Raw genomic sequence first — 12499 nt, 5'->3', positions numbered from 1 at the left:
TGGCATGTCAGTCAACGTGTTTATCGGTAGCTGGTCATTGGTATCTTCTGTGTTCAAAGGGGAAGACGGCAAGGTCAATCACCCGCTGGGCGAGCAGGTGTTGGGTCGCATTAACTACGAGCCCAATGGCACCATGGCGGCGCAGCTCTACAGCGCCACCCGGCCACGCTTTGCCGCCGACGATCTGGCGCAGGGCACCGGGCAGGAAACCCACGCCGCTTTTATCAATATGATTTGTTATTTTGGTCGCTATCAGGTGGATGAGAGCGACCAGCGGATAGTGCACCAGGTTGAAGGCAGCTCGTTCCCCAATTGGATCGGTAGCCGACAGGTGCGTTTTTATCATTTCACCGGCGATCGCCTCCAGCTTCGCACTGTACCGCTACAGCTTGGCAACGGCGTGCAGATCGGCGAACTGGTGTGGCAGCGGATAGGAGCCACCTTATGATCACTGTTCACCATCTGAATAACTCACGTTCGCAACGCATCCTGTGGTTTTTGGAAGAGTTGGATGTGCCCTATCAGGTGCAGCGCTACCAGCGCGATCCGCAAACCATGCTGGCACCCCCGGAGTTGAAGAAGATCCATCCGCTGGGCAAGTCGCCGGTAATCGTCGATGGCGATCTGACGCTGGCGGAGTCCGGCGCCATTATTGAATACCTGCAGGAAGCCTATGATGCACAGGGGCAGTTTATGCCGACGGACTACCACGCCCGTCAGCAGTTCCGATATTGGCTGCATTATGCCGAAGGTTCGCTAATGCCGCTGCTGGTGATGAAACTGGTCTTTAGCCGGCTGGGGCAACCGCCGATCCCCTGGTTGTTGCGGCCGGTGGCGGGGGCCATTGGCAAAGGGGTACAGCGGGAGTATCTGGATAAGCAGATCGCGCCGCATTGCGACTATCTGGAACAGCACCTGAACAAAAGTACCTGGTTTGTCGGCAACGAGTTCAGCGCGGCGGATATCCAGATGAGTTTCCCACTGGAAGCAATGGCGGCACGCGGTGCATTGGACGGTTGCCCTAAGCTGCGCGGTTATCTGCAGCGCATTCATACACGCCCGGCCTACCAGCGGGCGCTTGAACAGGGGGGGCCTTATGACCTGCTGAGCTGAGGGAATGGGCTATACTCGATGAGGTCAACCTTCATCGGAGGTAGCCCATGGCTACGCAAATTTTTGTTAACCTGCCGGTGGGCGATCTGCCCGCATCGGTGGCGTTTTTCACCCAGTTGGGCTTTAGCTTCAACCCACAGTTTACCGATGACACCGCCGCCTGCATGGTGGTCAGCGACAGTATCTATGTGATGCTGCTGACCCACGACAAATTCAAAATGTTCACCCCGAATCCGATTAGCGACGCCAGGAAGGCGACCGAGGTTTTGCTGTGCCTGTCGCAGCCCGATCGGGCCGCGGTGGACGCTCTGGTGCGCAAGGCGATCGCCGCCGGGGGCAACACCTATAACCAGCCACAAGATTACGGCTTTATGTACGGCCACGGTTTCCAGGATTTGGACGGTCATATCTGGGAACTGATGTACATGGATGAAAAAGCTGCACAGGCTCAGTAACCCTTTTGCCCTCCGTTCGGGGGGCTTTCCCATCAGATTTACCTATGTGACAAATACCGTCTTTTCGATAATGATGGATCCCAATACTTTTCTGCATAAATTGCCGCGATCTTTGGTTGATCAGAGGGTATATAAGGCTGGATAATCGTTTGCCTTGAATAAACCACCGCAAATCACCCGCATCACGCATTGAGAGTTAATCGTTTGCCTTTGTGAGCGCCGCCAGTTGGCGACGTGAGTAAAGTACCGGAAAGCAAACGATACCCTACAAAACAGGCGTGAGCGGAATAACAAGCCTTTGAAACGGGCTGGCAATGAAACACAGGGGACAGCAACATGTCGAATTCTCAAGCGAATAACGCCGTTAAACCAAAAGGCGGGCTTGATGGCTATTTTAATATTTCTGCGCGTGGCAGCAGCGTGCGTCAGGAAGTGGTGGCAGGGTTAACCACCTTCCTGGCGATGGTTTACTCGGTGATCGTGGTGCCGAGCATGCTGGGCAAGGCCGGTTTCCCGCCAACGGCGGTGTTTGTTGCCACCTGTCTGGTCGCCGGTCTGGGCTCGCTGCTGATGGGATTATGGGCGAATTTGCCGATGGCCATCGGCTGTGCGATTTCACTGACGGCTTTCACCGCCTTTAGCCTGGTGCTGGGCCAACACATCAGCATTCCGGTGGCGTTGGGCGCGGTATTCCTGATGGGCGTGCTGTTTACCATTATCTCGATAACCGGCATCCGCGCCTGGATCCTGCGTAATCTGCCGATGGGCGTGGCGCACGGTACCGGCATTGGTATCGGTCTGTTCCTGTTGCTGATCGCCGCTAACGGCGTGGGCCTGGTGGTGAAGAACCCACTGGATGGCCTGCCGGTGGCACTGGGCGCCTTCACTTCATTCCCGGTGGTGATGACGCTGCTCGGGCTGGCGGTGATTTTTGGTCTGGAGAAACTGCGCGTGCCGGGCGGTATCCTGTTGGTGATTATCGCCATTTCGGTAATTGGCCTGGTGTTTGACCCCGCGGTGAAATATCAGGGTCTGTTTGCCATGCCAAGCCTGGCGGATGCCAACGGCCATTCGCTGATCTTCAGCCTGGATATCATGGGGGCATTGCAGCCGGTAGTATTGCCGAGCGTGCTGGCGCTGGTGATGACGGCAGTATTTGACGCCACCGGCACCATCCGCGCGGTGGCCGGTCAGGCCAACCTGCTGGATAAAGACGGGCAGATCATCAACGGCGGCAAAGCGCTGACTTCGGACTCCCTGAGCAGCATTTTCTCCGGCCTGGTGGGCGCCGCCCCGGCGGCGGTGTATATCGAATCTGCCGCAGGGACTGCCGCAGGCGGTAAAACCGGCCTGACTGCGACCGTGGTCGGTCTGTTGTTCCTGATGATCCTGTTCCTGTCACCGTTATCTTATCTGGTGCCGATTTACGCGACCGCACCGGCGCTGATGTATGTGGGCCTGCTGATGCTGAGCAACGTCACCAAGCTGGACTTCAACGACTTTGTTGATGCGATGTCCGGCCTGCTGTGCGCGGTGTTTATCGTACTGACCTGTAATATCGTCACCGGCATCATGCTGGGCTTTAGCTCACTGGTGATTGGCCGTATCTTCTCCGGTGAATGGCGTCGGTTGAATATCGGCACCGTGCTGATCGCCGTAGCCCTGGTGGCGTTCTATGCCGGCGGTTGGGCAATCTAATCGGTTTGTCGTTTCCCCCGTCGCTTCGGCGGGGGATGTTTTATCCCCATTTCTGCTTCAGATAAGTCTCCTTCTGCCGATACTGCATTTTGAATGGCACAACAAGCTTTAACCGCTGTAAAAAAAGTGATCTACTATCGGGGGCATACTCCGGCTATGTGCTGTTGTGGTTTGAACCCTAGAGTCTAAGGAAAGCATGGAAATCTTTTTTACAATCCTCATTTTAATTTTGGTGGTCTCCCTGTCTGGGGTGGTGACGCGTATGTTGCCGTTCCAGGTACCGCTGCCGTTAATGCAAATCGGTATCGGGGCGCTGCTGGCCTGGCCACATTTCGGGCTGCACGTCGATTTTGATCCCGAACTGTTCCTGGTGCTGTTTATTCCGCCGTTGCTGTTTGCCGATGGCTGGAAAACCCCAACCCGCGAATTCCTGCACCACGGCCGTGAAATCCTTGGCCTGGCGCTGGTGCTGGTGCTGATTACCGTGGTCGGCGTGGGTTACCTGATTTACGCCATGGTGCCGGGGATCCCGCTGGTCGCGGCGTTTGCGCTGGCGGCGGTACTGTCGCCCACCGATGCCGTGGCGCTGTCCGGTATCGTCGGTAAAGGGCGCATTCCGAAGCCGATCATGGGCGTGCTGGAGGGCGAGGCGCTGATGAACGACGCGTCCGGTCTGGTTTCACTCAAATTTGCCATTGCGGTGGCGATGGGCACCATGGTGTTTACCGTGGGTGGCGCGACCCTCGAGTTTCTTAAGGTGGCGATCGGTGGCCTGCTGGCTGGCGTGGCGGTCACCTGGCTCTACAGTAAGTCGTTGCGCGTAATGAGCCGCTGGAGTGGTGACGACCCGGCGACACAAATCGTGTTCCTGCTGTTATTGCCGTTTGCCTCTTACCTGATTGCCGAACACATTGGCGTCTCCGGTATCCTGGCCGCGGTCGCTGCGGGGATGACCATCAGCCAGTCCGGCGTGATCCGCAACGCACCACTGGCGATGCGTCTGCGTGCGAACAGCGTCTGGGCGATGCTGGAATTTGTATTCAACGGCATGGTATTCATCATGTTGGGTCTGCAACTGCCGGGGATCCTGGAAACTTCCATCCTGCAGGCGGAACTGGATCCGACCATTCAGACCTGGTACCTGTTTGCCGATGTCGCCATTATCTACGGCGCGTTATTGATATTACGTTTCACCTGGCTGTGGCTGATGAAAAACGCCAGCCGTCGCTTTATGAAAAAACGGCCGTTGCAGTTTGGTGATTTCACCACGCGTGAACTGTGGGTGGCGTCGTTCGCCGGGGTGCGTGGGGCGATTACGCTGGCCGGTGTGCTGTCTATTCCGCTGCTGCTGAGTGACGGTAGCGCCTTCCCGGCGCGCTATCAGCTGGTGTTTATCGCCGCCGGGGTGATCCTGCTTTCGCTGATTGCCGGTGTCATGGCGCTGCCGCTGTTGTTGCGCGGCGTGCAGGTGGCAGACAAGAGCGTCAGCAAGAGTGAAGAGCGGATGGCGATTGCCATGGCGGCTGAGGTGGCGATCGAAAGTATCAACAAAATGGAAGAACGCCTGGCTGTCGATACCGAGGAGAATATCGATCCGCAGGTGCTGAAAGAGATCAGTTCGCGGGTGGTGGGGGCGCTACGGCGGCGTATCACCACCAAAGACGATATCGAGAATGCGCTGATGCTGGAAAACCTCGAGCGGCGCTTCCGCCTGACGGCGCTGCGTGCTGAACGTGGTGAGTTGTATCACCTGCGCGCCACGCAGAAAATCAGTAACGAGACGCTGCAAAAGCTGTTGCACGATCTCGACCTGCTGGAAGCGCTGTTGATAGAGCGCGAAGGCTAATATCCACGGGGCCGCAGATGCGGCCCCGTTCATTTCACCGGCGGCCAGTAGTCGCGACAGCAGGCTATCCAGGCCTGGGCGCTGTGCGACAGGTAACTGCCCTGGCGCCAGATCAACCCGACTTTCCATTCCATACGTGGCTCCAGCGGCAGCCAGAGCAGGTTTTCCTTATCCAGCCATTGGCAGACCGGTTCCGGCAGGGTGGCGATGCCGACTCCGGCCTGCACCATCGATGCCAGAAAATCCCATTGCCCGCTGCGCACTGCTATCTGTGGTTCAAAACCGGCCTGACGGAAGGCTTTCATCAGCATCTTGTAGAGCGCGAAGTCTTCGTTATAAAGCAGGATCGGCCAGTTGGCCAACTCATTGATATTGATGCTGGTGCGGTTCAACCAGTGGGATGTGCGCGGTGTGACCACGCACATCGGGTGAGCGAGTAATGGCAGGAAGGTCAACGGTTGATCGGAATCGACCGGCAGAATGGTCATCGCCAGATCCAGTTCACCGGACATCACCGCCTGCTCAACCGACAGCCCGCCCAGCTCTGAGATTTTCAGCTCGATGCCGGGATAGGTCTGGCGGAACTGACGGATCAAATCGGCAATCTGCCGGCCAACCATCGGCGGGATACCCAGCCGCAGCACGCCTTTTTTTACCGAACTGATGTCTTCCAGCTCTGCCTCCAGCTGGCGGAACTCATCGATAATCGCCAGACCGCGCTGGTACACCGCCTGGCCACTGTCGGTCAGGTGCAGCTTGCGCCCTTCGCGGATCAGCAGTGTGCACTCCAGCTCTTCTTCCAGATGACGCAGCATCTTGCTGATGGTCGGCTGGGTGACGAACAATTTTTCGGCCGCGCGGGTAAAGCTTTGTTGCCGCACTACTTCGACGAAGTAGCGCAAAGTGCGGACATCCACGTTGGGTTCTCCTCAGGGACAATACCCTCGGGAAATTATTCCCTGATGGCATGATGTTGATAATTTTAATTCATTTCATGGGAGGTTTCCTGGCTGCGTATACTGTAAACCGTGAATTTTTGTTTAAGGTCATCTTTCATGTTACTGGCGTTACGCCATGCTGCTCCCTCTCTGCTGGCCCGCTTGCAGGTGCCGATCCAGGTTGTCTTATACGCGGTGTTATTTTTGATTGCCGATCGGCTGGTGCAACAGTTTCATCTGCCGCTGCCCGCCAATATTATCGGCATGTTAATGCTGTTGGCGCTGATCTTGCTGCGTATTCTGCCGTTGAACTGGGTCAGGGCGGGTTCTCGCTGGCTGCTGGCCGAGATGCTGTTGTTCTTCGTCCCGGCGGTAGTGGCGGTGGTTAACTATGCCCAGTTGCTGATGGTAGAAGGCTGGAAGATTTTCCTGGTGATTGCGGTCAGTACCACGCTGACGTTGGGCGCGACGGGTTTGGTGGTCGATCGAGTGTATCGACTGGAAGTCTGGCTGCAGCGGCGAAAGCAGCGCGATGAATGATTTTACCCTTGGCATCGCCTGCTTTCTGGTGACGCTGGCGCTGTACTTCGCCAATAAAAAACTCTACCGCCGCCGCCGTACCTTACTGCTGATGCCACTGGTGCTGACCCCGATGATCCTGGTGCTGTTGCTGGTGGTCACCCATATCTCGTACCAGGATTACATTGGCGAAACGCACTGGTTGCTGTGGCTGTTGGGGCCGGCGACTATCGCCTTCGCGGTGCCGGTGTACGAGAATCTGCATATCATTCGCCGCCATTGGCTGTCGCTCAGCGCCGGGGTGTTGACGGCGGTGCTGGTGGCGGTTTACAGCTCAGTGTGGCTGGCACGCCTGCTGACGCTGCCGGAAGAGGTGCAACGCAGTCTGGCGGTGCGATCCATCACCACGCCGTTTGCACTGGAAGCCGCCAAACAGATGGGTGGGCAGGCGGATCTGGTGGCGCTGTTCGTGGTGATCACCGGGGTGTTCGGCATGGCGGTGGGGGACATGTTGTTCCTGCGGTTGGCGGTGCGCAGCAGTCTGGCGAAAGGTGCCGGGCTCGGGGCATCGTCGCACGGTGCCGGTACCGCGAAAGCTTATGAGATGGGGCAGGAAGAAGGCGTCGTCTCCAGCCTGGTGATGATGTTGGCGGGGATTATCACAGTGATTGCCGCCCCACTGATAGGGCAACTGATGTGGTAAGCCTGCGGTTGTATTGCCGATGGAGGGCCATATCGACATGGCCCTCATTATCCGCTTTGTCAGGCCGTTGCAGCGGTCTTGATCAGTTCTACCACCAACGGGGAGAGCTCGTTACGTAATGCCGCACGTTCAGACTGGAACAGCGTGGCAGCGTAAAAACGGTGCCCCGGCAATTCGACTGACCGCACGTCACCTTCGCTGTCATGCCCGCTGATAATCAGCGGATGTTGCTGTAGAGCGGCGACAAACTCCGGGTTAACGCCGAAGTTACAGTGGTAGCCTTCGTGCGTTTCCAGCTTGCCGTAGACACGGGCGGCCAGCGTATTCGGCTGGCAAAGAATGGCACCGCTTTTTTCGACCAGCGAACAGCTTAGCGGAGCAATCACCAACCGGCCACCGCTATCGGTTTCCGCATGTCCGGCATCGTGCCAGCCCATGACGTTACGGGCGTATTCCACAATCGCATACTGGAAGCCACCGCAGGAGCCGAGGAAGGGGACGTTCTGCTCACGGGCATGGCGGATCGCCATAAAGACACCGTCGTCATGATTATACGGGCTGCCGGGTACCACCCAGATCGCATCATAGCTCTGCAGTACCGAGGGGGCAGTAATGGTTGCTGTGGGCAGCCAGTGAGATTGGATATCGACGTTAAGGTGTGTGGCGGTAAGCTGGAGAGCAATAGGGATGGCCTGGTGAGAAACGGCCTCGGGTTTGTAGTCACCGACCAGAGCAATGCGAACTTGAGCTTTCATCATTTCCTTTTCCTGCGCGGGTAAAAAAGGAGATTACAGTAAAGCCGAACGCCAATCCGCAGTTTTTTTAAACGCGGCGCACAAAAAAGCCCGGCGTTGGCCGCAATGCCGATCAGTTAAGGATCGGTTGACCGATCCTTAATCTGCGGCAATATAACGGCTTCCATTACAGGGAGCCGTTTTCTTATGCCACTTCTCGATGACCTGCTCAGTTTTAGCGACCAGCCTTTGTTACCGCCACCTTCTGCGCAGATTTTTGCTGAACATCTTCCTGTTGAATGGCTCCAGCATTGCCTTTCTCTGTCTACCCATGCCACCGTCAGACGCCGCCGCCTGCCCGGGGACATGGTGGTCTGGATGGTCGTTTGTATGGCCTTCTTTCGTAATGAGCCCATTACCGATATTGTCCGCCGCCTTAACCTCAGTGCCGATGGCGAAGCCGGCACGCAGCTTCTGGCACGCAGCGCCATTACACAGGCACGCCAGCGTGTCGGTGCTGCCCCTGTTGAATGGCTGTTTCGCCAGACAGCACGAACCTGGGGGACTGAACGCTATCCCAAAGATGACTGGAGAGGATTGCAGCTCTTTGCCGTCGACGGTGCACAACTGCGTACGCCCGATGAACCGGAACTTCGTGCGCATTTTGGTTCCAGTAACACCTCTACAGACCGACAGAGTCCTTTTCCGGTGATGCGTCTGGTGGCGTTGATGAACCTGAGCAGTCATGTTCTGCTGGATGCGGTCACCGGGCCTTACCGGTGTAGCGAGACCCGGTTGGCGCATGACCTGATTAAGGCGTTACCGGATAACTCCATCACCCTGTTTGATAAGCTATTTTTTAGTGCGGATTTACTAACAGGGGTGAACCATGGCGGCGAAAATCGCCACTGGCTACTGCCTGCCCGCAAAGGGATGGTCGCAGACGTGCAGGAAAGCTACGGAGCGGGCGACCGTCTGCTAAAAATGAAAGTCTCTGCGCAGGCTCGAAAGCAAAACCCGGCCCTTCCTGAGTCCTGGTATGCCCGGGCGGTCAGTTACGATATCGGCGGTGTGGAGAAAACCGTGCTGACTTCATTGCCTGCGGATCGTTATCCGGCCAAAGCGGTGGCGGAGCTTTATCATTCCCGATGGGAAATCGAAGTGGGTTTTCGCAATATCAAAAGCAGCCTGCAGAGTAATGCGATGGTGCTGAGAAGCCGCAAAGTGGAGTTGCTGCATCAGGAAGTGTGGGGGTTGCTGCTGGCTTACAACCTTATCAGGCGGGAAGCGGCGCTGACGGCAAAACAGTATAAAAGAGCGCCGTCGGAGATGAGTTTTAAATTTGCTTTTGGGGTAATAGCGACGGAACTGATAGTGCTGGGTAATACGGTATCCCCCGGAACGATACCGAAACGGCTGATGCACCTGAGGGGGAGTTTGGAGGCGATGTTCATAACAAAACGCCCCCGACCATCAAGGCCGAGGGCGGTTAAGATATCAAAAACCCGTTATCCGGTGAATCGTTATGCCTCACCACTTAAGTGAACGGCATTGCGGCGTTGGCCGGGCTCGGTTTGGGGGGCTCAGTACAGCGACGGGGCGCCGGCCGGCCGGGTTTTGAAGCGACGATGCAGCCACATATACTGCTCTGGCGCGCGCATGATCTCTTTCTCAACCACTTTATTCATGTAAGCCGCGGCAGCGATCTCGTCGCTGATAGGGTAATTTTCCAGTGCCGGTTGGATCAGCAGATCATATCCACGGCCTTTCTCGCGACGGATCAGCACCACCGGCACCAGCGCAGGCTTGGCCAGGCGTGCCAGCATATAGGTCCCGCTGGTGGTAGCGGCCTGATCGACGGCGAACAGCGGAGCAAACACGCTGCCACGTGGGCCGTAGTCTTGGTCCGGAGCGAACCACACGGCTTCACCGCGCTTAAGAGCCTGAACCATGCCGCGCAGGTCTTTGCGATCGAGCATGGCCTTGTTGGAACGCATACGGCCTTTGGTTTGTGCCCATTCCATTGCTTTATTGTTGTGCGGGCGGTACATCGCCATCATCGGCTGACACAGGCCCATGGCACGGCCACCCAATTCCAGCGACATAAAGTGCACACCAATCACCAGCACGCCGCGTTGATTCTGCTGGGCTGCTTTCAGATGATTGATACCGGAAACGTTGAACCAGCGTTTGACGCGTTTATCTGACCAGAACCAGGCCATACCGGTTTCCAGCAGGCCCATGCCGAGGGATTCGAAGTTGCCTATCACTTTGCGTTCGCGCTGCGCCACGTCCATGTCCGGGAAGCACAGTTCCAGGTTACGACGAGTAATGGAAACCCGGCGCTTCAGGAATCGCATCGAGGTGCGGCCCATCCACATACCGAGCTTGTGCAGCACCGGGTAGGGGAGTTGAACCAGTAAGAACAGAAAGGCCAGGCCGAACCAGGTAAGCCAGTAGCGCGGATGCAGCAGGGCCATTTTGAATTTTTGCGGACGCTTCATATGAACTCATTTATGCATTAATTAGGGGCAGCAACCTGTAACGCACAAGGATCCCCTCAATTGCGATACGACCACTCAGACACCCAGACATCACTATCGTTTAGCCAGATTCCATAATTGACTAAAACTTTACACTCGAAGGGCGGTTCGCGCTGCTATCAGGCTTCGGAGGGATGCTGTAGGCCCGCGAAGGCGGCTCCAGGAATGTATATTGTAACACAGAATACGGCCTGATAAGGAGGCGTGGCATGCGAATATTCTCATTCGCATTGACATCACTTTGGCAGAAGACCCAATAAGAAAAAGGCGCCGCCTCTTGCGAGGTTGCGCCTTTTCAACATGCAAACTGACTAGTATCAGTTCATGCCGTATTTTTTCAATTTCTTACGCAGCGTACCACGGTTGATGCCCATCATCAGGGCGGCACGGGTCTGGTTGCCACGGGTGTATTGCATCACCATGTCCAACAGTGGCTGTTCAACTTCAGCCAATACCAGCTCATACAGATCGTTAACGTCTTGACCGTTCAGTTGAGCAAAATAGTTCTTCAGTGCTTGTTTCACCGAGTCACGCAGAGGCTTTTGAGTCACTTGGTCCTGTGAGTTCACGGTAGAAACGGTCAGTACGTCAGAATTTACGCGTTGTTCGAACATAGTTCTGTCAGCTCTTTTTTGTTACGCAAGATTTTCGAAATATGCCTCCAACGCCTCCAGCTGTTCGCTGGCATCCTCTATGGCGTTGAATGTGCGCCGAAACTGGTCATTCGGGGCGTGCTCCTGGAGATACCAGGATACGTGCTTACGAGCAATCCGGAATCCCTTGCCTTGGCCGTAAAAGCCGTGCAATTCCCGAATATGCCCTATCAACAAACGCTTAACCTCGCCAAGCGGCGGAGGGGGCAGCAGTTCCCCAGTGTCCAGATAATGCTGGATTTCCCGGAAGATCCAGGGTCTCCCCTGAGCAGCGCGGCCTATCATCAGGGCATCAGCCCCAGTGTAGTCGAGCACTGCTCTGGCTTTATGCGGGTCAGTAATGTCGCCATTCGCGATAATCGGAATGGAAACACTCTGCTTAACTGCCCGAATGCTGTCGTACTCCGCGTTGCCGTTGAACAGGCAGGCACGGGTTCGGCCATGAATCGTCAGGGCCTGTATACCACAGTCTTCGGCCAGTTGGGCAATCTCTACACAGTTACGGTGTTCTGGTTCCCAGCCGGTGCGAATCTTAAGTGTTACCGGCACATCCACAGCGTTAACTACCGCGTGGAGGATCTGCTTAACCAGATCCGGGTACTGCAACAATGCAGACCCTGCAAGCTTCCGGTTCACTTTCTTGGCCGGGCAACCCATATTGATGTCGATGATTTGTGCGCCACTGGCCACGTTAATACGCGCCGCAGCGGCCATATCATCTGGATCACATCCGGCAATCTGCACGGAACGGATCCCTGGTTCATCACTATGGACCATACGCAGACGCGACTTATCCGTCCGCCACACCTCCGGATTGGAGGAGAGCATTTCGGATACAGCCATCCCAGCACCCATTGCATGACATAGGGCTCTAAATGGGCGATCTGTAATGCCGGCCATCGGGGCCGCAATCAAGCAATTTGTAAGCTGGTGGTGTCCAATGCGCATAGACAAAGAGTAACCATACTGTGTCCGCAAGGGCGCGTATATTACGCATTTTTGCGTTGAGATGAAAGGCCAAACTTTGACCAATCAGGCGCTATTTGGCAATAAAAATGCACCTCGTCAGGATCTATAAAAATATTATATATATTTAACAATGAGTTGACGAAATATGGTTAATTTGCGTGCAATAAAATATTCCCCACACAACAGAATTTTATCTGTAATGAGTCTCGATTCAGCTGGATATTGACAGTATTTCAGGGCATTTATCAGGGTATTCCGTTGAGAATAGGCACAATTACGTTGAAGCTGCGTGGTGAGGGTTTTGGTGTAAAGCGGTCTGGTTCACCAC

Annotated in this window: 13 protein-coding genes; 8 read left to right on the top strand and 5 right to left on the bottom strand. The window is 55.8% G+C overall.

Going from position 1 to position 12499, the window contains the following annotated elements:
- The first annotated feature begins 4 nt into the window (after nucleotides 1–4).
- The 5 genes from QOT07_RS22635 (at nucleotide 5) to QOT07_RS22615 (ending at nucleotide 5112) form a co-directional block, all read left to right on the top strand.
- Entirely contained in the window at nucleotides 5–448 is a 444-nt protein-coding gene (locus tag QOT07_RS22635; protein WP_283603946.1) for a lipocalin-like domain-containing protein, read from the top strand.
- A complete protein-coding gene (locus QOT07_RS22630) occupies nucleotides 445–1113 on the top strand; it encodes a glutathione S-transferase family protein (protein ID WP_219017090.1) in 669 nt (222 codons plus the stop codon). Before QOT07_RS22635 ends, QOT07_RS22630 begins: the two co-directional genes overlap by 4 nt.
- Before the next feature lie 47 nt (nucleotides 1114–1160).
- Complete coding sequence (locus tag QOT07_RS22625; RefSeq protein WP_099063573.1) at nucleotides 1161–1568, top strand: VOC family protein; 408 nt, start codon at nucleotides 1161–1163, stop codon at nucleotides 1566–1568.
- 336 nt (nucleotides 1569–1904) lie between these two features.
- Entirely contained in the window at nucleotides 1905–3266 is a 1362-nt protein-coding gene (locus QOT07_RS22620) for an NCS2 family permease (protein ID WP_099063572.1), read from the top strand.
- A 196-nt stretch (nucleotides 3267–3462) separates the two neighbouring features.
- Nucleotides 3463–5112 carry a Na+/H+ antiporter gene (locus QOT07_RS22615; RefSeq protein WP_099063571.1) on the top strand — a complete coding sequence of 550 codons (1650 nt, stop codon included), beginning with the start codon at nucleotides 3463–3465 and terminating at the stop codon, nucleotides 5110–5112.
- A 29-nt stretch (nucleotides 5113–5141) separates the two neighbouring features.
- On the opposite strand, the gene QOT07_RS22610 is transcribed toward QOT07_RS22615, so the two are convergent.
- Nucleotides 5142–6029: a LysR family transcriptional regulator gene (locus QOT07_RS22610; RefSeq protein WP_099063570.1), complete on the bottom strand. Its 888-nt coding sequence runs from the start codon at nucleotides 6027–6029 to the stop codon at nucleotides 5142–5144.
- A 138-nt stretch (nucleotides 6030–6167) separates the two neighbouring features.
- Here QOT07_RS22610 and QOT07_RS22605 point away from each other — a divergent pair, with 138 nt between their 5' ends.
- Both QOT07_RS22605 and QOT07_RS22600 read left to right on the top strand, forming a co-directional pair.
- A complete protein-coding gene (locus tag QOT07_RS22605) occupies nucleotides 6168–6590 on the top strand; it encodes a CidA/LrgA family protein (protein WP_099063569.1) in 423 nt (140 codons plus the stop codon).
- Nucleotides 6583–7272, top strand: a complete 690-nt coding sequence (locus QOT07_RS22600) for an LrgB family protein (RefSeq protein WP_207977301.1) — start codon at nucleotides 6583–6585, stop codon at nucleotides 7270–7272. The genes QOT07_RS22605 and QOT07_RS22600 overlap by 8 nt, the downstream gene beginning before the upstream one ends.
- Before the next feature lie 59 nt (nucleotides 7273–7331).
- Here QOT07_RS22600 and QOT07_RS22595 read toward each other — a convergent pair whose 3' ends face one another.
- The gene (locus tag QOT07_RS22595) at nucleotides 7332–8030 is read right to left on the bottom strand and encodes a CTP synthase C-terminal region-related (seleno)protein (protein WP_430523285.1); all 699 of its coding nucleotides are present in this window, start codon (nucleotides 8028–8030) and stop codon (nucleotides 7332–7334) included.
- A gap of 183 nt (nucleotides 8031–8213) precedes the next feature.
- On the opposite strand from QOT07_RS22595, the gene QOT07_RS22590 reads away from it, so the two are divergent.
- On the top strand, nucleotides 8214–9551 hold the full coding sequence (locus QOT07_RS22590) for an IS4 family transposase (RefSeq protein WP_219017319.1): 1338 nt from the start codon (nucleotides 8214–8216) through the stop codon (nucleotides 9549–9551).
- 38 nt (nucleotides 9552–9589) lie between these two features.
- Here the strand turns inward: QOT07_RS22590 and lpxP are convergent, their stop codons facing one another.
- The 3 genes from lpxP to dusB all read right to left on the bottom strand — a co-directional run bounded on the left by lpxP (nucleotide 9590) and on the right by dusB (nucleotide 12150).
- Nucleotides 9590–10510, bottom strand: a complete 921-nt coding sequence (gene lpxP, locus QOT07_RS22585) for a kdo(2)-lipid IV(A) palmitoleoyltransferase (protein WP_219017087.1) — start codon at nucleotides 10508–10510, stop codon at nucleotides 9590–9592.
- 356 nt (nucleotides 10511–10866) lie between these two features.
- Entirely contained in the window at nucleotides 10867–11163 is a 297-nt protein-coding gene (gene fis / locus QOT07_RS22580; protein WP_000462905.1) for a DNA-binding transcriptional regulator Fis, read from the bottom strand.
- Between the two features lie 21 nt (nucleotides 11164–11184).
- Nucleotides 11185–12150 (bottom strand): tRNA dihydrouridine synthase DusB, encoded by a 966-nt coding sequence (gene dusB, locus QOT07_RS22575; RefSeq protein ID WP_037410551.1) that lies wholly within the window; start codon nucleotides 12148–12150, stop codon nucleotides 11185–11187.
- Nucleotides 12151–12499: the final 349 nt, after the last annotated feature.

Source organism: Serratia proteamaculans, assembly GCF_949794035.1.
GTDB lineage: Bacteria > Pseudomonadota > Gammaproteobacteria > Enterobacterales > Enterobacteriaceae > Serratia > Serratia proteamaculans.
Note: the sequence above shows the minus strand (reverse complement) of the source record. Positions and strands in the feature narration are given on the sequence as shown.

Coding starts and splice junctions, on each gene's coding strand:
- QOT07_RS22595 (WP_430523285.1), bottom strand. CDS start 8,030: ATGATGAAAGCTCAAGTTCGCATTGCTCTGGTCGGTGACTACAAACCC.
- QOT07_RS22590 (WP_219017319.1), top strand. CDS start 8,214: ATGCCACTTCTCGATGACCTGCTCAGTTTTAGCGACCAGCCTTTGTTA.
- fis (WP_000462905.1), bottom strand. CDS start 11,163: ATGTTCGAACAACGCGTAAATTCTGACGTACTGACCGTTTCTACCGTG.
- lpxP (WP_219017087.1), bottom strand. CDS start 10,510: ATGAAGCGTCCGCAAAAATTCAAAATGGCCCTGCTGCATCCGCGCTAC.
- QOT07_RS22620 (WP_099063572.1), top strand. CDS start 1,905: ATGTCGAATTCTCAAGCGAATAACGCCGTTAAACCAAAAGGCGGGCTT.
- QOT07_RS22625 (WP_099063573.1), top strand. CDS start 1,161: ATGGCTACGCAAATTTTTGTTAACCTGCCGGTGGGCGATCTGCCCGCA.
- QOT07_RS22635 (WP_283603946.1), top strand. CDS start 5: ATGTCAGTCAACGTGTTTATCGGTAGCTGGTCATTGGTATCTTCTGTG.
- QOT07_RS22615 (WP_099063571.1), top strand. CDS start 3,463: ATGGAAATCTTTTTTACAATCCTCATTTTAATTTTGGTGGTCTCCCTG.
- QOT07_RS22630 (WP_219017090.1), top strand. CDS start 445: ATGATCACTGTTCACCATCTGAATAACTCACGTTCGCAACGCATCCTG.
- QOT07_RS22605 (WP_099063569.1), top strand. CDS start 6,168: ATGTTACTGGCGTTACGCCATGCTGCTCCCTCTCTGCTGGCCCGCTTG.
- QOT07_RS22600 (WP_207977301.1), top strand. CDS start 6,583: ATGAATGATTTTACCCTTGGCATCGCCTGCTTTCTGGTGACGCTGGCG.
- dusB (WP_037410551.1), bottom strand. CDS start 12,150: ATGCGCATTGGACACCACCAGCTTACAAATTGCTTGATTGCGGCCCCG.